The sequence below is a fragment of the Actinophytocola sediminis genome, assembly GCF_054779715.1.
The window spans coordinates 1-23,922 of record NZ_BAAGXS010000020.1 but is presented as its reverse complement, the minus strand read 5'-3'; the positions used below and the strand labels follow the sequence as shown (position 1 = coordinate 23,922).

Sequence of the window (23,922 nt, the reverse complement as noted above, 5' to 3'; positions counted from 1 at the left end):
GCAGGTGAACGGCAATGGGAACGCCGCGGTGGTGGTCGAGGACATCCGCAAGGCGTACGGCGATCTCCAGGCGGTGGACGGCGTCTCGCTGTCGGTCGCCGAGGGGGAGTTCTTCGGGATCCTCGGCCCCAACGGCGCGGGCAAAACCACGACCCTAGAGATCATCGAGGGTCTGCGTAAACCGGATTCCGGCTCGGTGACGCTGCTCGGCCAGTCGCCGTGGCCGCGCCGGGTCGAGCTGCTGCCCAGGATCGGGGTCCAGCTGCAGGCGTCGTCGTTCTTCGAGAAGCTCACCGCGCGTGAGCAGTTGGAGACGTTCGCCTCGCTGTACGGGGTCGGCACCACGCGGGCGCGCGAGATGCTCGAGCTGGTCGGGTTGACCGACAAGGCCGACACCCGCGAGGACAAGCTGTCCGGTGGTCAGCGTCAGCGGTTGTCGATCGCCTGCGCGCTGGTGCACGACCCGGACGTGGTGTTCCTCGACGAGCCGACCGCCGCGCTGGATCCCCAGGCGCGCCGCAACCTGTGGGACGTGCTGCGCGCGATCCAGGCCAGGGGCAAGACAATCGTCTACACCACCCATTACCTGGACGAGGCGGAGATCCTCTGCGACCGGGTGGCGATCATGGACCGGGGCCGCATCCTCGCGATGGACCGCCCGGCGGCGCTGGTTCGCGGCCTGGACGCGCCGACCCACGTGATCCTGGAACGCGGCTCACTGTCCACATCGGACGCCAAGGCGCTGCCGGGTGCGGAGGACGTCACCGAGGACGAGCTGTCGGTGACCATCACCACCCGCCGCGCGGCCGACACCCTCTCCGCGCTGGCCGACCGGGAGGCCCTGTCCGGCCTACAGGTCCGCACCGCCACCCTCGAGGACGTCTTCCTCGACCTGACCGGACGGGAGTACCGGGCGTGACCGCGTTCAAGAGCCTCTCGGTTGCCATGCTCAAGGGGTTCTTCCGCGACAAGGCGACCCTGTTCTTCACCTTCGTGTTCCCGTTGATGTTCCTGATCGTGTTCGGGCTGCTGTTCCGCGACGCGGGCACCGACAAGATCACCATCGGCGTGGTCGGCGAGGGCCCGGTGGTCTCCGCGCTCGGGGAGACCGGTGTGCTGGAGCTGGAGCGGTTCGACGACCTGGACGCCGCGGTCGAGAAGGTGAGCGACGGCGACCTGCCGGCGGTGGTCGCCCAGAACGGCAACGACGTCACCTTCCGGTTCGCGGCCAGCGACCAGACCCAGGCCGGCACGGTGCGCGGCATCGTGGTCGGCGTGGTGGACAAGATGAACCTGATGGCGACCAACCAGCCGCCGAGGTACCAACTTGACGTGTCCAATGTGGAGGACTCGTCGCTCAAGCCGATCCAGTTCATCACGCCGGGCATCATGTCCTGGGGCGTGGCGACCACGGCCGTCTTCGGCTCCGCGCTGACCCTGGTGAGCTGGCGCAAGAAGCAGGTCCTTCGCCGGATCCGGCTGGCGCCCATCCACGCCTCCACCGTGCTCACCTCGCGGGTGGTGGTGACCATCGGCGTGGCCGTCGTGCAGGCGGTGATCTTCCTCGGGATCGGTTCGTTGCCGCTGTTCGGGCTGCAGCTGGTCGGCACCTGGGCGCTCGCGCTACCGGTGTTCCTGCTCGGCGTGCTGGCGTTCTTCGCGATCGGCATGCTGGTCGGCGCGTTCTGCAAGACCGAGGAGGCGGCGACCGGCGCGGCCAACATCGTGGTGTTGCCGATGGCGTTCCTGTCCGGCACGTTCTTCCCGATCGACCAGGCGCCGCCGTGGATGCAGTCGGTGTCCTACGCGTTTCCGTTGCGGCACATGAACGACGGCATCATGGACTTCCTGGTGCGCGGTCAGGACGCGAGCGCGCTGCTGGTGCCGTGCCTGGTGCTCGGCGCGTTCACCGTGGTGGTCGGCGGGATCGCGGCGAAGGTGTTCCAGTGGGAGGACAAGTAGTTCGAGTCAGTCAGTCCTCGAAGTCACCGACGGCCTTGCGGACCTTGGCGAGCAGGTCGGTCAGCTGCGTGGTCTGGCGCTCGGTCAGGCCGCGCAGCCCGAAGTCGATGTCGGTGACCGCGGTGGTCGCCTCCTCGCGGCGCGCCCGGCCGGCGTCGGTGATCTCGGCGAGCGTGGTGCGCCGGTCGGTCGGGTGCGGCAGCCGCCGGACCAGCCCGTCGCCCTCCAACCGGTCGACGATGTTGGTCACACTCGTGGGGTGCAGTTGCAGGCGCTCGCCCATGACCCGCATCGGCAGGCTGCCGCGTTTGGCGAAGGTCAGCAGGACCAGCGCCTCGTACCGGGCGAAGGTCAGCCCGTGCGGGCGCAGCGCGGCGTCCACCGCCGACTGCAACACCTGCTGCACGCGCATGATGCTGGTGACCGCGGCCATCGTTCCGGACGGGCCGACCCGGTCCTCCCACATCTCCGCCGCACGGGCGATGGGGTCGAACGGTAGGACTCGCGGCGTCATGTCGGTTGAAGTTACCAGTCGGTACCGGCCAGGGTGCCTTCGCACAGTTCAGCGGGAGAGGAGACGCACGTGCTTGTCGCGTTCAGCGTGGCCCCAGCGGGTGGCGAGTCGGACAGTGTGAGCACCGCGGTGGCCGAGGCGGTGCGGGTGGTACGCGAGTCCGGACTGCCATCGGAGACCACGAGCATGTTCACCACGATCGAGGGGGAGTGGGACGAGGTCATGGCCGTGGTGAAACGGGCGGTCGACGTCGTCGCGGCCCTGGCGCCGAGGGTGAGTCTGGTGCTCAAGGCCGATATCCGGCCTGGCTACACCAACCAACTCGTGGCCAAGGTCGAGCGGGTCGAGCAGCACCTGGCGGACTAGTCCGGCGGTCGTGCCAGGATAGAAGTGTGACAAGGCCAGATCCACGTCAAACCGCAGCTCTGTCCGCCGCCCTGTCCGGCGCCGTGGACCTTTCCGCACTCAAGGCACGGGCGGACGCGGCCAGCAGGACGCCCGCGCAGCCGGCCGGGCAGGCGCCGCCCGCGGGTGGCGGCGCACCCAGCACGAACGGCGCCTTCGTGTTGGAAGTGACCGAAGACACCTTCCAGTCCGAAGTCGTCGAGCGATCGATGCAGGTCCCGGTGGTCGTGGACCTGTGGGCCGAGTGGTGTGGCCCGTGCAAGCAGCTCTCGCCGATGCTGGAGCGGCTGGCACAGGCCGCCAACGGCGCCTGGATCCTCGCGAAGGTCGACGTCGACGCGAACCCGAGGATCGCGCAGCTGTTCGGGGTGCAGTCGATCCCGACGGTGGTCGCGATCGCCGGCGGCCAGCCGGTGGAGGCGTTCGCCGGCGCGCAGCCAGAGCCGCAGGTCAAGCAGTGGCTCGCGAGCCTGCTCGACGCGCTGCGCGACCGGTTGCCCGGCATCCAGGCGGCCGAGGCGGGCGCGCCTGCCGGCGAGGTCGAGCCGGAGCCAGAGCCGGAGGACCCGAGGTTCGTCGCCGCCGAGACCGCCTTCGAGCAGGGTGACTACGCCGCCGCCGAGGCCGCCTACCAGAAGATCCTCGACGCCGAGCCGGCCAACGAGCAGGCCAAGGACGCGCTCGCGCAGGTCCGGTTCCTTGCTCGCGCCGACGCGGCCGATCCGGCGGTGGTCGCCAGGGCCGACGCCGCTCCCGACGACATCGACGCCCAGCTCGCGGCCGCCGACGTCGAGGTGGCGAGTCAGCGGATGGAGGAGGCGTTCAACCGGCTGCTGGACGTCATCCGCCGCACCGCCGGCCCCGACCGCGACCGCGCCCGCACCCACCTGGTGGAACTGTTCGGCCTGTTCCCCGCGGAGGACCCGGCCGTGGCCGCCGCCCGCCGCGCCCTGGCCAGCGCCCTCTACTGAGCCCCACCCCGCGAGTCCACTGCTCCAGGAGCGGTGGACTCGCGGGGGCTTGGGGTCAGGCGAAGTCGGTGGAGCAGGGGGCTGAGCCTTCGATGAAGCCTCGGCGGAAGGCTTCCACGCGGGCGAACCCGGAGGGGATCTGCTCGCCGTTGACGTCCGCGGCGATCAGGGAGTCCTCCTGGAGCAGCTCGGCCACCGCCTCGTCCAGGTCGCCGATGGCCAGCCGGAGCCGGCGCTCCTCCTGGTTGGTGTAGCCGGCCCAGGCGCCGGTCAGGCACGCGGTGCGCAGGCCGGCGTTCTCGTCGTCCAGCGGCGCGCCCTTCGCCTTCTGGATCGACAGCGCGTACCGGGAGGCGACCTCGGCGAACGCGGCGAAGTCGCCGAGCCCGCCGGAGCCGGTGTCGCCCGGTGCGGCGTTCGGGTCCGGCTTGGCGGCCAGGTCCCGCAGCGCGTCGGCGTCATAGCCGACGACGTTCTGCTCCGGGCAGTAGGTCACCGGCTTGGTGGCCTCACCGTTCTCGCAGGTCGAGCCGTTGTCGACGATATCGGGCTGCTCGGATGAGTTGTCCGCGAACGCCTCGTCGAGGCTCTCCTGCAGGGCGTCGATGGTCTCGGTCGGGTCGATGTCGCCCTCGTCGGACCTGCTCTGCTCGGTCTCGTCGCGCTCCTTCTCCGCGATCCGGCCCTCGATCTCCTCCTGGTCCATCTCCGCGCAGCGGGTCGGCGGGTTCTGGAACCCCTCCTGGAACGCGTACACCCGGTCGAAGGCCAGGCCGTGCGCGCCCTGCGTCCGGTGGTCGAGACCGGCGGGGTCGCGGATGAAGAACAACGTGGCGAGGATCTGGTTGAGGCCCTCGCCGGTGTTGATCTGGAAGTGCGTCGCCTTGTCCTCGGCCACGTACCGGAAGAAGTTCCCCATGTAGCAGTCGGCCTGCTGCTCGCGCACGATCGTCGACGTGGCCTGGTTGATGTTGCTCTTCTCCCCGAGCCGGTACTGCACCGCGTGGCCCATCTCGTGGGCCAGCACGCCGACCACCGACATCGAGCTGAACATCTCGTCCAGCGCCGGCAGCAGCTCACCTCGGTCCCAGGCGATGGCGTCCTCGCCGCCGCCACCGCAGTAGAACGCGTTCACCAGCCCGGCCGTGCTCTCGCCGCAGATCTCCACCCCGGCGCCGTTGGCGTCGTAGGACACCAGCCGGGCCAGCGGCTCGAACTCCTGGTCGAAGTGCTGTGGTAACTGGTCACCCCAGTACTCGTACAGGTCGGCGATCGCGTTGGTGGCCAGCCGGTCTATCTGCTCACTGTCGGTGCCCTCCACGTCGAGCCGCGCGTCCTCGGCACCTTCCCGAAGGCCGCTCGGGCCGTTGGTCACCGGCATGCCGCCGGCGTTGGTGGTGTCGATGCTGCCACCGGATGCCACCGGCGACCCCACGACGGTCTGCCCAGAACACGCCCCCAGCGAAGCCACCGTCGCCGCCACCACGGCGAGCGTCACGCCCGCCCGCAGCACACCTCGCATCAGCTTTCCCCTCCGTACAACTCCTACGCTGCTGGGCACAGTACTGGCCTGCGCAGATCGCTGTACGGACAACCGGCATTCGGGCATTCAGGACAGCTCGCAGGCCTCCACGCCCTCCAGCGTGCCGACGCGGAACACCGACACCCGCTCGTAGCCGGTCTGGATCGCGCCACCCGCGCCGTCGCGGCCGGGGTAGTCGTAGCGCAGCAACACCTGGATCGCCTCGTCGAGGTCGCCGGGGGACAGCGTGAAGCCCGACGTGCGGTCCAGCAGTACGCCGGTGTACGAGCCGGCCAGGCACAGCAGCTGCCGCTGGGTCTGCTCGCCCTCCAGCGGCTTGGCGAGCGCGTCCAGCGCGGCCATGCCGTAGCGGCTGGCCAGGATGATGCCGGTGGCGTAGTCGCCGACCTGCTGGTGCAGTTCCGGCAGCTCGCCGTCGGCGGAGATCTCGATCTCGTCACCCTCCGCGCAGAAGGCGATCGGCCCCTGGTCGCCGTCGCACTCCGGCTCGCCGTCGACGGGCACCAGCGACGGCGCGGTCCACTTCCCGCCCTGCCCGGTGACCACCGTGTTGAAGTAGCCCCCGAGGTCGTCGGTCATGTTCGCCACCAGGTCCTCGAACGGCAGGTTGCCGCCGCGCTCGGCGTCGTCGGCCGCCCGGAAGCCGCGTTGGGTGAACCGCCGGTTGTCCACGCTGATGTCGGCGCACAGCTGCGCGCCGGAGTCGTAGCCGTCCTGGAACGCCGACACCCGGTCGAACGCGTCGCCGTGCGCGCCGGCGTCGGTCGGCTCGGTGCCGATCGGGTCCCGGAAGGTGATCAGCGACTCCAGCGCGGAGTCCAGCCGGTCCTCGGCGATGCTCAGGTGCTCGGCGTTGTCCTCGACGACCCAGCGGACGAACGAGCCCGCGTAGCAGTCGGCCTGTGCCTCGATCAGGATCGTCGGGTACCGCTCGGGATCGGTGCGCTGCTTCTCGACGGTGACGCCCGCCCTGCGCTGCACCGCGTGCCCCATCTCGTGGGCCAGCACGAGCATCACCGACGCGTCGCCGAAGCGCTCCTTGAGCACCGGCAGCAGCGCGGCCCGGTCCCAGGCGATGATGTCCTCCGACGGGCAGTAGAACGCGTTGCCCTCCACGTCGGCGGCCTGTTCCACGCAGGGTGGGCTCGGCGCGTCCGCCGCGGCGGTGTCCACCGAGAAGTAGCCGCCCTCCAGGTCGGCCCACTCCTGGCCGTCGAAGGTGGCGGGGAAGGTCTCGGTCCAGTACGCGCGCACGTCGGTCAGCACGGCCGCGGCCAACTGGTCGATCTCGCCGCCGTCGGTGTTCTCGATGAACGACGGGTCGACCCCGCCGGGCTTGCCCGGCTCGGGGTTGGTCACCACCGATCCGGTGCCGACCGGCTCGCCGGCCACCGAGGTGGTGCATGCGGACACCGAGAGCACTGCCAGCGACAACAGCGGCACGGCAAGGCGGAGGGCGCGAGCGCGGGCGGTAGGCACCCGCCCAGTGTGCCGAACGCGGCGTGTCCAGTGGGTGAGTCCGGCGCGATCAGGTCACCGCCTTGGCGAACCCGGCGGCAGCCCGGACGCCGCGAGCGCCACCATGCCCAGCTGCGCCACACCGGCCGTGAGCAGGATCGGGCCGGTGTCCTCCGGCCCGGCCGCGGCCCCCGCGAGCAGCCCGCTGACGCCGTTGCCGATGCCGAACGCCGCCCACATCACGCTGTACACCCAGGCGAACGCCTCGATCCGTTGCGCTGGCGGGCTGTGCTCCCCGATCAGCAGCTGCTGCAACGTCTCCACCGGCCCGGTCAGCAGTCCGACCGACACGAACACCAGCCCGAACAGCAACAACCCGAACCCGGCCGGCCACACCAACGACCCGAGCGCCAGCGCGACCGCGGCGCCGAGATGCAACACCACCAGCTGCGCGCGCGCCGAGCCAGGCCAGGTCCGCGCGCCGTAGGCGATCCCGCTGACCACACCGCCGATCGCGAGCGCGCTGGTGAACAGCCCGGCCGTGCCCTCGGCCCGCATCGCGGCGACCGCCGCGAACTCCTGACAGCCGAGCGCGAACGCGTCGAGCCCGACGATCACCAGCATCAGCCGGACCGGTCCGCTGGCCAGCGGACCGAACCACCCCCGCCGCAGCCGGTCCGCCGGCGGCCTGGCCAGCAACGCGGGCGCCACGGCCACCAACACGTCCCCGGCGACACGCCCGACACCGGTCAGCGCGATCACCCAGACCGGCGGCAGGACCAGCAGCAGCCCGCCCGCCAGCGCCGGTCCGCCGATGAAGGTCCCGGTGTTCAGCGCCGCGTCGAACGCGTACGCGGTGGTCAGTCGCTCAGCGGGCACCAGGTGCGGCCACAGGCTGCGCACCACCGGGCCGGCCGGCGGCACGCTCACCCCGAGGACAACGGCCACCGCGAGCAGGACCCAGATCGGCGCGTGCGCGGCGATGCCCAGCACGAGCCCGAGGTAGGCGGGCGCCTGGAAGGCCAGCAGGAACAGCATCAGCCGCCGGGGCGATCGCCGGTCGGCCGCCCGCCCGCGCACCGGACCGGCGATCGCGTTGGCCAGCGCGAAGACCAGCATCACCGACCCCGCCGGCACGGGGCCGTAGATCACGGTCGCCGCCACGATCACCGACAGGTTGAACATCGACGTCGAGAGGCGGCCGAGCAGCACCGCCGAGGTCAGCCGGCGCACGCCGGGAATGCCGAGCAGCTCCCGATATCGGCGCATGCCTCAGGAGTCTGGCACCAACCAGGTGACGCCCTGCGGGGGCAGTTGCAGTACCGCCGAGGCGGGCTGGCCGTGCCATGGCTTGTCGGTGGCCAGCACGCCGCCGAGGTTGCCCCAGCCCGAGCCGCCGTAGTCGTGCGCGTCGGTGTTCAGCAACTCGCGCCAGCGGCCGGTGAACGGCAGGCCGACCCGGTAGTCCCGATGCGGATGTCCGGCGAAGTTGGCCACACAGGCCACGATCGCCCGCTCGTCGTCGGGGTCGCGGCGCAGGAAGCTCACCACGTTGTTGGCCGAGTCGTTGGCGTCGATCCAGGAGAAGCCCTCCGGGACGACGTCGGCGACATAGAGCGCAGGCTGCTCGCGGTAGTGCTGGTTGAGGTCGCGGACCAGCGACTGGATGCCGCTGTGTCGCGGGTACTCCAGCAGGTGCCAGTCGAGCGACTTGTTCTCCGACCACTCGTCGACCTGGCCGAACTCGCAGCCCATGAACAGCAGCTGCTTGCCGGGGTGGGCCCACATGAACGCCAGCAGGCAGCGCAGCGCGGCCGCCTTGTTCCAGTCGTCGCCCGGCATCCTGGCCCACAGCGAGCCCTTGCCGTGCACCACCTCGTCGTGCGACAGCGGCAGCACGAAGTTCTCGCTCCACGCGTACATCAGCGAGAAGGTGAGCTCGTTGTGGTGGTAGGAGCGGTGGACCGGGTCGTGCGCGATGTAGCTGAGCGTGTCGTGCATCCAGCCCATGTTCCACTTGAAACCGAAGCCGAGGCCGCCGAGATGGGTCGGCCGGGTGACGCCGGGCCAGGCGGTGGACTCCTCGGCGGCCATGATCGTGCCGGGGTGGTGTTTGTAGACGGTCGCGTTCAGCTCCTGCAGGAACCGCACGGCGTCCAGGTTCTCCCGGCCGCCGTGCTCGTTGGGCAGCCACTGGCCGTCCTCGCGGGAGTAGTCCAGATAGAGCATCGAGGCGACCGCGTCCACCCGCAGCCCGTCGATGTGGAACTCCTCGATCCAGTAGAGCGCGTTGGCCACCAGGAAGTTGCGCACCTCGGAGCGGCCGAAGTCGAACACCAGCGTGCCCCAGTCGGGGTGCTCGCCCCGGCGGGGATCGGCGTGCTCGTAGAGCGCGGTGCCGTCGAAGCGCGCCAGCGCCCATTCGTCCTTCGGGAAGTGCGCCGGTACCCAGTCCATGAGCACACCGATGTCCTTGGCGTGCAGGGCGTCGACCAGGTGGCGGAACTCGTCGGGGGAGCCGAACCGCGCGGTCGGCGCGTAGTAGGAGGTGACCTGGTAGCCCCACGACCCGCCGAACGGGTGCTCGGCGACCGGCAGCAGCTCGACGTGGGTGAAGCCCTGTGCGGCAACGTAGTCCGCGAGCTCGGTGGCCAGCTCGCGGTAGCCGAGGCCCGGCCGCCACGAGCCGAGGTGCACCTCGTAGACGCTCATCGGGGCGTTGTGCCAGGTGGTGGCGTCGCGGCGGCTGACCCACCGCTCGTCGGCCCACTCGTAGGTCGAGGCGGTCACCCGGGAGGCGGTGGCCGGCGGCACCTCGGTGGCGTAGGCCATCGGATCGGCCTTCTCGTGCCAGGTGCCGTCCTCGCCGAGGATGCGGAACTTGTAGTACGTGCCGGCGGGCAGGCCGGGGATGAACAGTTCCCACACGCCGGACGCGCCGAGGGAGCGCATGGGATTGGCCCGGCCGTCCCAGCCGTCGAAGTCGCCGATCACCCGGACGCCGCGCGCGTTGGGTGCCCACACCGCGAACGAGGTGCCCTCGACCAGGCCCGCCGGGGTGTCGTAGGACCGCACGTGCGCGCCGAGCACCTGCCAGAGGCGCTCGTGGCGGCCCTCGCGGATCAGGTGCTGGTCGAGCTCGCCGAGGGTCGGCAGCCAGCGGTACGGGTCGTCGACCAGCACCGGGTCGCCGCCATAGTCCACTTCGAACAGATAGCCGCCCGGCGGGTCGGGCAGGACGGCGGTGAACACGCCCTCCGCGGTCTCGCTGAGCGCGTGGCGGTGTTCCCCGGCGAGCAGGATCACCGTCTTGGCGCCGGGGCGGTAGGCCCGCACGACGGTGGTGCCCGCGTGGTCGGAGTGCACGCCGAGCACCGAATGGGGGTCGTGGTGGGCGCCGGTGACCAGCCGCCGGAGGTCGTCTGGCGGCAGGACACTCGGGTCGGCAGCCGGGTTCACGTCAGTCATTGGTGTTCATTCTGCCGCTGGGGCAGTTCGGCTGCCCAACGTGTCCCTCGACGCCAGTTGGATCGAGCGTTGCTCCCGGCTCCACGGGCGGTCGAGTCCGGTGTCAGAACCTTCGATCAGGGCCAGAAGTCCACTGCCCCCAGTTGGAGGAGCACAATGCGTACGCGGGTAATCGCCGCACTCGTCGCCCTACTTGCCACCTTCGCCCTAGCCGCTCCGGGAACCGCTCAGGCGGCGGCCGGCTGCGGGAGCAGTGTCGACCAGTGGGTCGGCACCTACACCGGCACCTACTTCTACCAGCCGTGGTGGGAGGAGCCCGACACCTACGCCCTGCGGGTCGAGTTCACCAGCGTCGCCTCCGGGAGCCTGCGGTCGGTCACGACCGTCGACGGGCAGGTCCTCGCGCAGCACGAGGAGCCAGAGTACCTCTCGGACGGGATCTTCAGCTGGACCACCACGGCGACCCACCCGCAGCGGTACTACGCCGACGAGGTGAGCTGTGCCGGCGGCGTCGTCTCGAGCGCCAGCGGTGAGATCTGGGCCCACGACGGGCCGCCGTACGGCTGGATTCCCATCGGGCACTACGAGTTGGTCCGCGGCGCCTGAGGTCAGCCCGCCACGTGCCGGTGGGGTTCGCGTGCTGTGGTGTCGCGGTGGTCAGCCCTGGGCGATGTAGGACTCGAGCTGTTCGCTCTCGGACTCGAGTTGCTCGATCCGGCTGCGCACCACGTCACCGATGCTGACCAGGCCGACGAGTTGGCCGTCGGCCACCACCGGCATGTGGCGGATGCGGCGTTCGGTCATGATCGCGGCCAGTCTGGTGACCGCCTCGCCGGGGCCGCAGGTGACCACCTGGGTGGTCATGATCTCCGCGATCGGCGCGTGCAGCAGTTCGGCGCCGCGTTCGTTGAGCTGCCGGACGACGTCGCGTTCGGACACGATGCCGACCAGGATGCCGGTCTGGTCGACCACGACGATGGCGCCGACGTTGTGCCGGGACAGATCCTCGAGCAGGCCGGAGACCGACAGCTCCGGAACCGCGGTTACTACCTCAGATCCCTTGTGTCGCAACAGATCCGCAATTCGCACCTGGACACCCCGATTCATATCGTCGAAGTACTCCTGTGTGCCAGGCTAACTTCGGGGGGTGGTGGCCGCTAGAGGAAACGCCAGCGGCGGATCGCCGCCAGCGGGATCGGCCGCCAGTCCGGGCGGTTGTGGTGCTCGTAGCGGACCTCGTAGACCGCCTTGTCCAACTCCAGCGCGCGCAGCAGGACCAGCTGGTCCCTCGGGTCGCCGGCGATCTCGCCGTAGCCCTCGCAGAACGCCGTGCGGTTGCGGTCGGACCACTCCTGGGCTCTGGCGCTCAGCTGTCGGTCGCTTTCCTCGCCCGCCAGTAAGTGGAACGCGGCGTAGTCGAACGAGCGGAGGATCCCGGCCACGTCGCGCAGCGGTGAGCGCGGGGCGCGGCGCTCCCGGGGCGAGGCGGCCGGCTCGCCCTCGAAGTCGATCAGCACCCAGCCGTTGGTGGTGCGCAGGGTCTGGCCGAGGTGCAGATCGCCGTGCACCTGCTGGACGGTCATCGGCTCGTGCAGCGCGCGGACCTGGTCGAAGGCGGCGCGGATGGTCGGCGCGTCCGCGCTGAGCTCGGGGACCTCGGCCAGCGCCGCGTCCAGGCGGGCGTGCATCGCGTCCACCTCGACCGAGACCGCGTCGGTCGTCGTGACCACGGTGCCCAGCGCCGAGGCGAGCGCCGCGTGCACCCTGGCCACCGCCGCGCCGAGGCGCCGCGCCTCACCGGCGAAGTCGCCGCCGACCTCGTCGGCGTGCAGGTCGCCCTCGGCGAGCAGGTCGCGGACGCTGGCGGTGGCGGTCGCCCAGCCCTCCACCGCGTCGGGCAGGAACCGCTGCAGGAAGCCGAGGACGAGCCCCTCCTCGGCGATCACGCCGAGCGGGGCCGCGATGTGCTCGCTGTCGGCCGAGCGCAGCGCCCGGTGCAGCCGCACGTCCCGGTTCGGGCCGGGGTCGGGCTGGCGGAAGAGCTTGAGGATGTACTCGGTGCCGAACACGATCGAGGTGTTGGACTGCTCGACGCCGATCGGCCGGGCCCGCAGGTCGGTCTCCAGCGTGACCCCTGGCTCGGCGTTGAAGGTCAGCCCGTCGACGGCCGCGCCCTTCACGATGAGCGCCAGCAGGTGGCCCATCAGCTCCGGGTCCTGGGTCGCGTCGTAGACCGCGGTGTCGCCGACGTGGCCGATCACCGCGCCGGCGAGATGGTCGGGGACCTCGGTGCGGGTGCCGAGGGGGAGTTGGTACAGCTCGGAGTCGACCTCGACCATGGTGTGCTGGAAGCCGGGCGCCAGCGGGGTGGACCGCACGGTGCGCACGGTGGTCGCGCCGCGGGCCTTCGCCCGGTACCACCGTTGGTCGACCAGCCAGGTCAGCAGCTCCGCGCCGAGATCCTCCGGTCGGATCACGGCGCCTCACCTTCGTCGAGCTCCGCGCCGACGTTGGTGAGCTGGAACCAGTAGAAGCCGTGGCCGGGCAGGGTCAACAGGTAGGGCCACTCGCCGACGGGTGGGAACCGCACGCCGCCGGTCAGCTCGACCGGCACCCAACCCTCGTGCTCGGCCAGGTTCAGCTCGACCGGCTGGGGGAAGCGCGACAGGTTGTTCACGCAGATCACCAGGTCCTCCTCGACCCCGTGCTCCGGGTCGGCGGACAGGTGTCGCAGGTAGGCCAGCACGCTGGGGTTGGACGAGCCGAGTTCGACGAACTCGCCGAGGCCGAACGCCGGGTGCTCGCGGCGAACCTGGAGCATGCGCCGGGTCCAGTGCAGCAGCGAGGAGCTGTTGTTCAGCTGGGCCTCGACGTTGACCGCCTGGTAGCCGTAGACCGGGTCGGCGATGACCGGCAGGTAGAGGCGGCCGGGGTCGCAGCGGGAGAAGCCGGCGTTGCGGTCGGGGGACCACTGCATGGGGGTGCGGACGGCGTCGCGGTCGCCCAGCCAGATGTTGTCGCCCATGCCGATCTCGTCGCCGTAGTACAGCACCGGGGAGCCGGGCAGGGACAGCAACAGCGCGGTGAACAGCTCCATCTGGTTGTCGTCGTTGTCCAGCAGTGGGGCCAGGCGGCGGCGGATGCCGATGTTCGCCTTCATCCTGGGGTCTTTGGCGTACTCGGCGTACATGTAGTCGCGCTCGTCGTCGGTGACCATCTCGAGGGTCAGCTCGTCGTGGTTGCGCAGGAAGATGCCCCACTGCGCGCCGGCGGGGATGGGTGGGGTCTGGGCGAGGATCTCCGAGATCGGGAACCGGGACTCGCGGCGTACGGCCATGAAGATGCGGGGCATGAGCGGGAAGTGGAAGGCCATGTGGCACTCGTCGCCGCCGATGGCCGGGTCGCCGAAGTAGGACACCACGTCGGCCGGCCACTGGTTGGCCTCGGCGAGCAGTACCCGCCCGGGGTACTCGTCGTCGACGACCTTGCGGCAGCGCTTGAGGAACTCGTGGGTGCGGGGGAGGTTCTCGCAGTTGGTGCCCTCCTCCTCGTAGAGGTAGGGCACCGCGTCGAGGCGGAAGCCGTCGATGCCCAGGTCGAGCCAGAACCGGAGGACGTCGATCATGGCGTCGGCGACTTCGGGGTTCTCGTAGTTGAGGTCGGGTTGGTGGGAGAAGAACCGGTGCCAGTAGAACTGGCCGCGGACCGGGTCGTAGGTCCAGTTCGAGGACTCGGTGTCGACGAAGATGATCCGGGCGTCCGGGTAGCGCTCGTCGGTGTCGGACCAGACGTAGTAGTCGCCGTAGTGCCCGTCCGGGTGATTGCGCGACTCCTGGAACCACGGGTGGGCGTCACTGGTGTGGTTGAGCACCAGGTCGGTGACTACCCGGATGCCGCGCTTGTGGGCCTGGTCGAGCAGGTGCACGAAGTCCTCGACCGTGCCGAACTCCGGCAGCACCGCGCGGAAGTCGGAGATGTCGTAGCCGCCGTCGCGCAGCGGCGAGGCGTAGAACGGCGGCAGCCAGAGGCAGTCGACGCCCAGCCAGTGCAGGTAGTCGAGCTTGTCGGCCAGGCCGCGCAGGTCGCCGGTGCCGTCGTTGGTGAAGTCGTTGAACGCGCGGACGAGAACCTCGTAGAAGACGGCCGTCTTGTACCACTGGTCGGCCTTCGGTGCGGATCTCGCGTGCGAGAAGTCGTCGGCCTGTGGCTCGACGAGGTGGCCGTCGGTGGTCATGGTCTCCCCGGTATGCGGCACGTCGTCCAGGCCGAGGTTGGCGTCCGGACGTGTCGTCTCGGGAGCTTCCGTCATTCCCGCACCCTCACCTACAAGTTTGGTCACCCGGCGCCGTTGCCGGATGGTGGTGATCATGGTGCCAGGTCGCCCCGGCACCATGTGTCCATGGTTACCGCTGCGGAGCGTTCCCGCACAGGGACGGCACTGGCGGACTGTCTCCTGTGGACCGAACCTCCGCCTGGGGAGGTGGTCCAGTCCATCATGCACCCAGGTCAGCCGGCCGGGGGTGAACGCGCGGTAACGTCGTCGACGAGTGACGCCTCGGCGTCCGGGACAGCGGGGCTGACCGGATCACGATGGCGTCGGGCCCGCTGGTCGGTCTCGACCGATCAAGGAGTCAGCGGAAAGTACGGTGCCACACCGGCGTCTCGGTGACGGTGTGCGCCTCAGTCTCGTACCTGGCCAAAGAAGCCGTTACGGACCAGTCGTGAACGGGTTCAACACAGGAACACCCGTCGAGCTGATGTCGGCCACGTTCCGGGTGACCAGCGTCCACCCGTGCGCCAACGCCGTCGCGGCCATCAGGCCGTCGACGATCGGTAGTGGGTCAGGAATGTTCAGCCTTCCCCAAAGTTCGGCGACATCCACGGTTACGGGTACGAGCCTGTCCGCATAGATCGTGACCAACTGACGAAGCCACTGCTCGAATACCGCGGCCCGCACCTCGTCGCGGCGGGCCAGCCTGTCGATCCCTCGTCGGATCTCGCCGACAACCAGTGCGCTCAAGAAAAGATCGCTGGTGGGAACCGAGTCGAACCACGCTGATACCCCTCTAGCTGGTGACGCGCATCAGCGGATCACGGTCAGGATGTGGCACACCGCCTCGGTCGGGGCCAGCCGGACGTAGTTGGCCTGGCCCCACTCCCAGACCTCGCCGCTGACCTCGTCGCGTACGGCGAACCGGTCGGTCCAGGCGAAGCCCAGCGTCGGCAGATCCAGCCGGACCGTGGTCTCCTGCAGATGGTGCGAGTCCAGGTTCACCACGACGATCACCGTGTCCCGGCCGCCGGGATCGGTCTTCGAGTACGCGATGATCGCGTCGTTGTCGGCGTGGTGGAAGCGCAGCGTGCGCAGCTGGCGCAGCGCGGGATGCGCCTGGCGGATCGCGTTCAGCCGCCCCAGCCACGGCTCCAGCGACCGGCCGTCGGCCAGTGCCTTCTCGAAGTCGCGCGGGCGCAGCTCGTACTTCTCCGAGTTCAGGTACTCCTCGCTGCCCTCGCGCACCGCCTCGTGCTCGTACAGCTCATATCCCGAGTACACGCCCCAGGTCGGCGACAGCGTCGCGGCCAGCGCGGCCCGCAGGGCGAACATCGCCGGGCCGCCGGACTGCAGTGAGGCGTGCAGGATGTCCGGGGTGTTCACGAACAGGTTCGGCCGGGCTTCGTCACAGCGCGCGACGATCTCCTGGCCGAAATCCACTAGTTCGTGTTTGAAGGTCTGCCAGGTGAAGTACGTGTACGACTGGGTGAACCCGAGCCTGGCCAGGCCGTACAGCCGCGCCCGCCGAGTGAACGCCTCGGACAGGAACAGCACGTCCGGCTCGACCGTCTTCACCTGGTGGATCAGCCAGTGCCAGAAGTTCGGCGGCTTGGTGTGCGGGTTGTCCACCCGGAAGATCCGCACCCCGTGGTTCACCCAGTGCATGACGACCCGGAGCACCTCGGCGTAGATGCCCTCCGGGTCGTTGTCGAAGTTCACCGGATAGATGTCCTGGTACTTCTTCGGGGGATTTTCCGCGTACGCGATGGAGCCGTCCGGCTTGGTGGTGAACCACTCCGGGTGATCGCTCACCCAGGGGTGGTCCGGCGCGCACTGCAACGCGAGGTCGAGCGCGACCTCCAGCCCCAGCTCGCCCGCCCGCGCGACGAAGTCGTCGAAGTCCTCGATCGTGCCCAGTTCCGGGTGGATCGCGTCGTGCCCGCCGTCGGCCGACCCGATGGCCCAGGTCGACCCGACATCCTCGGGCACGGACAGCACGCTGTTGTTCGGCCCCTTGCGGTTCATTGCGCCGATCGGGTGAATCGGCGGCAGGTACACCACGTCGAAGCCCATCGCGGCGACCCGGTCCAGTGCCTTGGCCGCGGTCGCGAACGTGCCGTGCACCGGCTTGCCGGCGGCGTCCACGCCGCCGGTCGAGCGCGGGAACAGCTCGTACCACGAACCGAACAACGCCCGCGGCCGGTCGACCCACAGCTGGTACTTGCGCCCCCGGGTGACCAGGTCACGCAGCGGGTTGGCGAGCATGTACCGCTGGATCGGCTCGGCCAGCGCCTCGGCGATCCGCGCGGGCAGCGGGCTGGTCTCGTCCCGCAGCGCGGCCGCCGCGGAGACCAGGTTGCGGCGCTCACCGTTGTGCGGGAACCGCCGTGCCGCCCGGTCGAGCAGCCGCGCACCGGTCTCCAGGTCGTTGGCCAACTCCTTGGCACCCTGGGCGGCGCCGACCTTGACCTCGACGGTGTGTCGCCAGGTGGCCCACGGATCGCTCCAGGCGTCCACCCGGTAGGTCCACATGCCGGTCGCGTCCGGCACGACCGTCGCGCTCCACACGTCGTCGAACGGGTCGTCGAGGACCATCCTGGTCTGCCGCTCGGCCTCGTCGTGTGGGCCACGCCACACCACGGTGGCGCCGACGGCGTCGTGCCCCTCACGCCAGACGGTCGCCCGAACGGGGATCTGTTCGCCGACCACGGCCTTGGCCGGATAGCGCCCACAGCTCACCATGGGGGTCACGTCGTCGATGCCAAGTCGACCGCTCACCGGTCACGTCCTCCTGTGCGCGTGCGTCAGCAATGCGAAGATCGTCCCCCTGTTGGGTGCAGTCTGCCCGGTCAGCCCAACCGGGTCACCGCCCGGCGGCTTGATTTTGCCGCATCTACTGCCGATAAGGTCGGTCGTCGTGAAAGCTGTGCGTCGCTTTACCGTCCGAGCCGGGCTCCCCGAGCCACTCGCCGAACTGGGCACCCTGGCCACCAACCTGCGCTGGACCTGGCATCCACCGACGCAGGAGTTGTTCGCGGCCATCGACCGGGCCACCTGGGACAGGTTGGGCGATCCACTGCGCCTGCTGGCCGAGGTGCCGGCCAACCGGCTCGAGCACCTCGCCACCGACGAGGAGTTCCTGGCCAGAGCCAACGCGCTGTCGGCCGACCTGCGCGAGTACCTCACCGGCCAGCGCTGGTACCAGCAGCGGCGCGCCGAGCTGACCGCCGGCGACCCGGAGGGCAACGGCCGGGGCGACCGGATGCCCTCCTCGATCGCGTACTTCTCGATGGAGTTCGGCGTCACCGAGGCACTGCCGAACTACTCCGGCGGCCTCGGCGTGCTCGCCGGCGACCACCTCAAGGCGGCATCGGACCTCGGGGTGCCGCTGATCGGCGTCGGCCTGCTGTACCGATCGGGCTACTTCCGCCAGTCGCTGTCGCTGGATGGCTGGCAGGTCGAGCACTACCCGGTGATCGACCCGAACGGGTTGCCGCTGAAGCCGTTGGTCGAGCCGTCCGGCGCGCCCATCCTCGTGCACGTGGCGATGCCCGGCGGCCGGGTGCTGCGGGCGCGGGTGTGGCAGGCGCTGGCCGGGCGGGTCCCGCTGCTGCTGCTCGACTCCGATGTGGACGGTAACGACGACGACCTGCGCGGGGTCACCGACCGGCTCTACGGCGGCGACCAGAACCACCGCATCCGCCAGGAGATCCTGGCCGGCGTCGGCGGCGTGCGCGCGGTGCGCACCTACTGCGAGCTGACCGGTCACCCGCAGCCGGAGGTCTTCCACACCAACGAGGGCCACGCCGGCTTCCTCGGCCTCGAGCGGCTGCGTGAGCTGATGTCGGGCCAGCGGCTGTCCTTCGACGAGGCACTGTCGGCGGTGCGCGCCGGCACGGTGTTCACCACGCACACCCCGGTGCCGGCTGGCATCGACCGGTTCCCGGTCGACCTGGTGCAGCACTACTTCGGCGACGGCGCGCTGCTGCCGGACGTGGACATCCGGCGGGTGCTCGCCCTTGGCGCCGAGGACAACCCCGGCATGTTCAACATGGCGCACATGGGTCTGCGGCTGGCGCAGCGGGCCAACGGCGTGTCGAAGCTGCACGGCGAGGTCAGCCGGCACATGTTCGGCGGGCTGTGGGCCGGGTTCGACACCGCCGAGGTGCCGATCACCTCGGTGACCAACGGCGTGCACGGGCCGACGTGGACCGCGCGTGAGGTGACCGAGGCGATCGGCGAGCCGTCGGCACCGCACCTCGAGCGGGTCACCGACGCCGAGCTGTGGGACCTGCGCGGCACGCTGCGGCGCCGGCTGGTGGCCGAGGTGCGCCGCCGGGTCCGCGACGCCTGGCTGCAGCGCGGGGCCTCCTCGCTCGAGCTGGCGTGGACGGACACGGTGTTCGACCCCGAGGTGCTCACCGTCGGGTTCGCCCGCCGGGTGCCGACCTACAAGCGGCTGACGCTGATGCTGCGCGACCAGGAGCGGCTGCGGGCGCTGCTGCTCGACCCGCAGCGGCCGGTGCAGCTGGTGGTCGCCGGCAAGTCACACCCGGCCGACGACGGCGGCAAGGCGCTGATCCAGCAGATCGTGAAGTTCGCCGACGACCCGGCGGTGCGCCACCGGATCGCGTTCCTGCCCGACTACGACATGTCGATGGCCAGGTACCTGTACTGGGGTTGTGACGTCTGGCTGAACAACCCGACGCGGCCGCTGGAGGCGTGTGGCACGTCCGGGATGAAGGCGGCGCTCAACGGCGGGCTCAACCTGTCCATCCGGGACGGGTGGTGGGACGAGTTCTACGACGGCAGCAACGGGTGGGCGATCCCCACCGCGGACGGCATCGCCGACCCGCTGCGGCGCGACGACCTGGAGGCGGCGGCGCTCTACGAGCTGCTCGGCTCGCAGGTCTCGCCGCTGTTCTACGACCGGGGCGCCGACGGCGTGCCGGCTCACTGGCTGGCCATGGTGCGCCACACGCTGGCCTCGCTCGGGCCGCAGGTGCAGGCCTCGCGGATGGTGCGGGAGTACGTCGAGTCGGCCTACAAGCCGGCGGCGACGGCGGTGGCGCTGGCCAACGCCGAGGACTTCCTGGCCGCGCGGGAGCTGGCCGCCTACCGCGACCGGATCGCGGTGGCCTGGAACCAGGTGCGGGTCACCCACTGTGAGGTCGACCTGGCGGGTGACGCCGCGCGCACGCCGGTGCTCGGCGAGCGGGTCGAGGTCCGGGCCGGGGTGGACCTCGCCGGGCTGTCGCCGTCGGACGTGCAGGTGCAGGTCGTGGTCGGCCGGGTGGCCGACAACGACGAGCTCTACGACGTGGTGACCGTCCAGATGACCCCGTCGGCCGACGGGGAGTACACCGCCGAGGTCCTCCTGCCGCACACCGGCACCCTCGGCGCCACCGCCCGCGTCCTGCCCAACCACCAACTCCTCGCCAGCCCGGTCGAACTCGGCCGCGTCGTAGTAGCCGGCTAACCCCGCGAGTCCAACGCTCGTGACCCGCGAGTCCAACGCTCCCGCACGGCGCCGAACGTTGGACTCGCGAGGGTGGCGGGTTAGCGTCGGGGGTATGGGCGAGACGATTGTGGTGCCGTTCCACCAGGACGAGCGGTTGCCGGCGGGGAGTCTGCCGGTGCCGGGGGATCGGCAGCTGACGGTGGAGCCGGAGCTTCCCGACGGCGATGTCTGGCGGCGGTTGGTGGCCCTGGATGACGCGGTGGCCGACGCGGTCGCCTCGGTGGCCGCGCCCACGGTGGTCTCCGGGGACTGTCTGGTCGCGCTCGGGGTGCTGGCCGGCGTGCAGCGCGCCGGGGTCGACCCTGGCGTCGTGTGGTTCGACGCCCACGGGGACGTGCACACGCTGGAGTCGTCGACCTCCGGGTACCTCGGCGGGATGTCGTTGCGGTTGGCCCTCGGCGCGCACCGCGAGCGGCTGGCCGACCCGCTCGGGCTGCGGCCGCTGGCCGAGCACCGGGCCACGCTCGTCGACGCGCGTGACCTGGATCCGGCCGAGGCCGACTACCTGGCGGGCGCCGGGGTGCGGCGGTGCTCGGTGGACGAGGTCGAGCCGCCGGACGGGCCGGTGGTGGTGCACGTCGACCTCGACGTGATCGACGCCGACGAGCTGCCGGGGCTGTTGTTCCCGGTGCGCGGCGGTCCGTCGGCCGACGCGGTGGTCGCGGCGGTCCGGCGGCTGCTGGACTCCGGGCAGGTGGCGGCACTGGACATCGCGTGTCCGTGGCACCCGGCCGAGGACCCTCGGCGCGCCGAGCTGCTGGCGGCCCTCACCCGGCCCTGGGGATCCGGAACACCAGCAGGCTCCTCGGCGGCATGGTGATCGTCTTGCCCGGCGGGAGCGGGGACTCCGAGGCCGGGACGCCGCGGCGGGTGGTGGTGTCCAGCACCGGGACGTAGACCTCCCCGTACTCGGCCGATGGCAGGGTCACCGGCGTCTCCAGCCCACCGGCGTGCAGGAGCAGCAGCCAGGTGTCGTCGGCCACCAGCTCACCGTCGCGGTCGCGGGACAGCGAGGTCGAGCCGTCGATCCACATGCCGACCGTGCGCCGGCCGTCGTCGAACCAGTCCTGGTCGGTCATCGGGGAGCCGGCCGGGGCCAACCACATCAGGTCGGGATGGCCGGAGATGGTCGGCCGGCCGTCGAAGAACTCCGGCTGGCGCAACGCGGGGGAGTCCGCGCGCAGGGCGGTCAGCCTGCGGGTGAAGGCCAGCATGTCCGCCGCGTTCTCGTCGAGCTCCCAGTCCAGCCACGAGGTCTCGTCGTCGAGGCAGTACGGGTTGTTGTTGCCGCCCTGGGTGCGCCAGCGCTCGTCGCCGGCGCAGAGCATCGGCGTGCCGGTGGACAGCAGCAGCGTGGCCATCAGGTTGCGCGCCTGGCGATCGCGCAGCAGGCCCACCGCGTGGTCGTCGGTCTCGCCCTCGATCCCACAGTTCCACGAGCGGTTGTTGTCGGTGCCGTCCCGGTTGTCCTCGCCGTTGGCCTCGTTGTGCTTGTCGTTGTAGGACACCAGATCGCGTAACGTGAAGCCGTCGTGCGCGGTGACGAAGTTGATCGAGGCCCACGGCCGGCGGGTGCTCATCGCGTAGAGATCCTCCGAGCCGGACAGCCGGTAGGCCAGGTCGCGCAACCCGGCGCCGCCGCGCCAGAACTCCCGCACCCCGTCGCGGAAGCGGTCGTTCCATTCCGTCCACTGTGGAGGGAAGCCGCCGACGCGGTAGCCGTCGCCGGTGGCGTCCCACGGCTCGGCGATCAGCTTGCACTGCGAGAGCACCGGATCGGTGCTGATCGCGGTCAGCAGCGGCGCGTTCGGCTCGAACCGGCCGCCGCCCGGCCGGCCGAGCGCGCTGGCCAGGTCGAGCCGGAACCCGTCCACGCCGAGCTCGGTGGCGAAGTAGCGCAACGAGTCGGTCACCAGGCGCACCACCGTCGGCGACGCGGGGTTCATCGTGTTCCCGCACCCCGTGATGTCCACATCGGACCCGTGGTCGTCCAGCAGGTAGTAGGCAGGGGCGTCCAGGCCGCGCATCGACAGGGTCGGGCCGGCGACCCCGCCCTCGCCGGTGTGGTTGAACACCACGTCCATGATCACTTCGATGCCGGCCGCGTGCAGCGCGGCCACCATGGTGGCGAACTCGGCCACCTCGCGGCCCGGCTCGCTGGCGTAACCCTCGTGCGGGGCGAGGAAGCCGAGCGAGGCGTAGCCCCAGTAGTTGTGCCGCCCGGTGCGCAGCAGCGCCGGCTCGTCGACAAAGCTGTGCACCGGCATCAGCTCGACCGCGGTCACCCCCAGCCGCAGCAGGTAGTCCACAACGGAGGGATGGGTGAGCCCGAGGTAGGTGCCCCGTTGGTGGGCCGGCACATCCGGGTGGCGCTGGGTGAACCCCCGCACGTGCAGCTCGTAGATCACCGTCTCCTCGAACGGCGTCTTCGGCGCGACGCCGGTGTCCGGCCCGCCGGGCGAGGTCACCACCGACAGCGGCACGTGGCCGAGCGAGTCGGTGTGCGAGCGCCCGCCGGTGACCGGATCGAGCCGGTAGCCGAGTGCGGCGTCCAGATCGGTCACCCGGCCGGTGATCCGCCGCGCGTACGGGTCGACCAGGATCTTCGCCGGGTTGCAGCGCAGCCCGTTCGCCGGGTCGTACGGGCCGTGCACGCGGTAGCCGTAGCGCTGGCCGGGTGTCACCCCGGGCACCACCCCGTGCCAGATGCCGAACGTCCGCTCGGTGAGCCCGATCCGGTGCTCGGAGCCGTCCTCGGCGACCAGACACAGGTCGACGGCGTCCGCGACCGACGAGGCCACCGCGAACCGCACGCCGCCCGCCTCGGGATGGGCGCCGAGGGGGAACGGGCGGCCGGGGTGAACATGGGACGCTGGCATCTGTCCATCTTGCCCAATGCCTGATCAGACCCGGTAGGTGTGTTCCTCGAACGACTCCTCCCGCACCTGGTCGGCCGAGGCGACCAGCGCGGCGAACAACTCCTGGTGGGCGGCCCAACCGTGCACCGACGGGCAGGCGAGCGTGAGCAACAACATGCGCCCGGAGTCCGGTTCGGGCACGAACGCCTGCAACCGCACGGTCAGCGCCCGGCGCTCCCGCGCCTGCTCCACCCCGGGCACCTGCTGCACGAGCACCGCGGGCCCGAGCCCGGTCGCCAGCGCCGCGGTCTCCCGCACGTCCGGGCCGCCGACGTCCTCCAGCGCGTCCCGCAGCGACTCCGCGGTGTCCCGGTCCCAGGCCGGCGGCACGGCGAGCACCACTCCGGTGAGGATCGCCGGGGCCGCGGCCGGCGGGGTCACCACCGCCAGCAGGAACGCGCCCGCGCGCAGCGTGGTCTCGACCACCTCGACCGCGATCGGCTCCAGGTCGGCCGCCGCGCCGTCGCGCACCTGGCCGAGGATCTCGGTCAGCCGCGCGACGGCCTGGTCGGGATGGTCGATCGGGACGCGCCGGATCTCCTCCGGGAAGGCCAGCCTCATCGGCTCAGCTCGTCCCGGGTGAGGTTCACCACCGCGTTCTGCGCGGCGTCCCCGCGCGGGTTGGCGAGCAGCTTGAGCAGCTCCAGCTCGCGTTTGCGCTCGGCGGTGAGCGCACCGCCCTCGGCGGTGACCGCGCGCGCGGTCGCGTCCACACCGTTGGCGAACGCCTCCCCCGCCAGCCGCGCGTCGCCCTTGCTCACCTGGTTGACGCCGTCGGTGGCGATCTTGGTGCGCAGGCCGTGCCGGCGCACCTCGTCGACGCCGCGCACGACGTGCGGCAGCCCGGCGGTGGTGAACGCCTCGACCGCGCCGCCGCCCGCCCCGGTGG

General features: G+C 70.8%; 19 protein-coding genes and 1 pseudogene. 7 read left to right on the top strand and 13 right to left on the bottom strand.

The annotated features are described in order from the left end of the window. The first annotated feature begins 4 nt into the window (after positions 1–4). Both ACYVIP_RS13150 and ACYVIP_RS13145 read left to right on the top strand, forming a co-directional pair. A complete protein-coding gene (locus tag ACYVIP_RS13150; RefSeq protein WP_460395724.1) occupies positions 5–919 on the top strand; it encodes an ABC transporter ATP-binding protein in 915 nt (304 codons plus the stop codon). After that, positions 916–1,962 carry an ABC transporter permease gene (locus ACYVIP_RS13145; RefSeq protein WP_460395722.1) on the top strand — a complete coding sequence of 349 codons (1,047 nt, stop codon included), beginning with the start codon at positions 916–918 and terminating at the stop codon, positions 1,960–1,962. The genes ACYVIP_RS13150 and ACYVIP_RS13145 overlap by 4 nt, the downstream gene beginning before the upstream one ends. 10 nt (positions 1,963–1,972) lie before the next feature. On the opposite strand, the gene ACYVIP_RS13140 is transcribed toward ACYVIP_RS13145, so the two are convergent. Then, positions 1,973–2,476, bottom strand: coding sequence for a MarR family winged helix-turn-helix transcriptional regulator (locus ACYVIP_RS13140; protein ID WP_460395720.1), 504 nt, complete (start codon positions 2,474–2,476; stop codon positions 1,973–1,975). Between the two features lie 69 nt (positions 2,477–2,545). On the opposite strand from ACYVIP_RS13140, the gene ACYVIP_RS13135 reads away from it, so the two are divergent. Both ACYVIP_RS13135 and ACYVIP_RS13130 read left to right on the top strand, forming a co-directional pair. Further along, positions 2,546–2,842 carry an MTH1187 family thiamine-binding protein gene (locus ACYVIP_RS13135; protein ID WP_460395718.1) on the top strand — a complete coding sequence of 99 codons (297 nt, stop codon included), beginning with the start codon at positions 2,546–2,548 and terminating at the stop codon, positions 2,840–2,842. A gap of 26 nt (positions 2,843–2,868) precedes the next feature. After that, complete coding sequence (locus ACYVIP_RS13130; protein WP_460395716.1) at positions 2,869–3,852, top strand: tetratricopeptide repeat protein; 984 nt, start codon at positions 2,869–2,871, stop codon at positions 3,850–3,852. A gap of 55 nt (positions 3,853–3,907) precedes the next feature. On the opposite strand, the gene ACYVIP_RS13125 is transcribed toward ACYVIP_RS13130, so the two are convergent. The 4 genes from ACYVIP_RS13125 to glgB all read right to left on the bottom strand — a co-directional run bounded on the left by ACYVIP_RS13125 (position 3,908) and on the right by glgB (position 10,321). Then, positions 3,908–5,374: a neutral zinc metallopeptidase gene (locus ACYVIP_RS13125; protein WP_460395714.1), complete on the bottom strand. Its 1,467-nt coding sequence runs from the start codon at positions 5,372–5,374 to the stop codon at positions 3,908–3,910. Between the two features lie 87 nt (positions 5,375–5,461). Beyond that, on the bottom strand, positions 5,462–6,874 hold the full coding sequence (locus ACYVIP_RS13120) for a neutral zinc metallopeptidase (RefSeq protein ID WP_460395712.1): 1,413 nt from the start codon (positions 6,872–6,874) through the stop codon (positions 5,462–5,464). A gap of 54 nt (positions 6,875–6,928) precedes the next feature. Beyond that, positions 6,929–8,122, bottom strand: coding sequence for an MFS transporter (locus ACYVIP_RS13115; protein WP_460395710.1), 1,194 nt, complete (start codon positions 8,120–8,122; stop codon positions 6,929–6,931). Between the two features lie 3 nt (positions 8,123–8,125). Further along, a complete protein-coding gene (gene glgB, locus ACYVIP_RS13110) occupies positions 8,126–10,321 on the bottom strand; it encodes a 1,4-alpha-glucan branching protein GlgB (protein ID WP_460395708.1) in 2,196 nt (731 codons plus the stop codon). Between the two features lie 156 nt (positions 10,322–10,477). Between glgB and ACYVIP_RS13105 the strand changes: the two genes are divergently transcribed. Beyond that, entirely contained in the window at positions 10,478–10,927 is a 450-nt protein-coding gene (locus tag ACYVIP_RS13105) for a hypothetical protein (RefSeq protein WP_460395706.1), read from the top strand. Positions 10,928–10,978: 51 nt separating this feature from the next. On the opposite strand, the gene ACYVIP_RS13100 is transcribed toward ACYVIP_RS13105, so the two are convergent. The 5 genes and pseudogenes from ACYVIP_RS13100 to ACYVIP_RS13080 form a co-directional block, all read right to left on the bottom strand. Beyond that, positions 10,979–11,410: a CBS domain-containing protein gene (locus ACYVIP_RS13100; RefSeq protein ID WP_460395704.1), complete on the bottom strand. Its 432-nt coding sequence runs from the start codon at positions 11,408–11,410 to the stop codon at positions 10,979–10,981. A gap of 68 nt (positions 11,411–11,478) precedes the next feature. Continuing rightward, positions 11,479–12,798 carry a maltokinase N-terminal cap-like domain-containing protein gene (locus ACYVIP_RS13095; protein WP_460395702.1) on the bottom strand — a complete coding sequence of 440 codons (1,320 nt, stop codon included), beginning with the start codon at positions 12,796–12,798 and terminating at the stop codon, positions 11,479–11,481. Then, positions 12,795–14,630, bottom strand: coding sequence for a maltose alpha-D-glucosyltransferase (gene treS / locus ACYVIP_RS13090; RefSeq protein ID WP_460395700.1), 1,836 nt, complete (start codon positions 14,628–14,630; stop codon positions 12,795–12,797). Before treS ends, ACYVIP_RS13095 begins: the two co-directional genes overlap by 4 nt. Positions 14,631–15,029: 399 nt before the next feature. Next, positions 15,030–15,365 (bottom strand): annotated as a pseudogene (locus ACYVIP_RS13085) (PIN domain-containing protein); the annotation flags it as partial. Between the two features lie 39 nt (positions 15,366–15,404). Beyond that, positions 15,405–17,372 (bottom strand): maltotransferase domain-containing protein, encoded by a 1,968-nt coding sequence (locus tag ACYVIP_RS13080; protein WP_460395698.1) that lies wholly within the window; start codon positions 17,370–17,372, stop codon positions 15,405–15,407. Between the two features lie 139 nt (positions 17,373–17,511). On the opposite strand from ACYVIP_RS13080, the gene glgP reads away from it, so the two are divergent. Beyond that, positions 17,512–20,073 carry an alpha-glucan family phosphorylase gene (glgP, locus tag ACYVIP_RS13075; protein ID WP_460395696.1) on the top strand — a complete coding sequence of 854 codons (2,562 nt, stop codon included), beginning with the start codon at positions 17,512–17,514 and terminating at the stop codon, positions 20,071–20,073. 94 nt (positions 20,074–20,167) lie between these two features. Further along, the gene (locus ACYVIP_RS13070; RefSeq protein ID WP_460395694.1) at positions 20,168–20,935 is read left to right on the top strand and encodes an arginase family protein; all 768 of its coding nucleotides are present in this window, start codon (positions 20,168–20,170) and stop codon (positions 20,933–20,935) included. Here ACYVIP_RS13070 and glgX read toward each other — a convergent pair. The 3 genes from glgX to ACYVIP_RS13055 form a co-directional block, all read right to left on the bottom strand. Then, the gene (gene glgX, locus ACYVIP_RS13065) at positions 20,883–22,994 is read right to left on the bottom strand and encodes a glycogen debranching protein GlgX (protein ID WP_460395692.1); all 2,112 of its coding nucleotides are present in this window, start codon (positions 22,992–22,994) and stop codon (positions 20,883–20,885) included. The genes ACYVIP_RS13070 and glgX overlap by 53 nt on opposite strands. Before the next feature lie 24 nt (positions 22,995–23,018). Further along, positions 23,019–23,594, bottom strand: a complete 576-nt coding sequence (locus ACYVIP_RS13060) for a hypothetical protein (RefSeq protein ID WP_460395690.1) — start codon at positions 23,592–23,594, stop codon at positions 23,019–23,021. Then, a partial coding sequence (locus ACYVIP_RS13055) for a hypothetical protein (RefSeq protein WP_460395688.1) occupies positions 23,591–23,922 on the bottom strand: 332 nt, incomplete at its 5' end. The genes ACYVIP_RS13060 and ACYVIP_RS13055, both read right to left, overlap by 4 nt.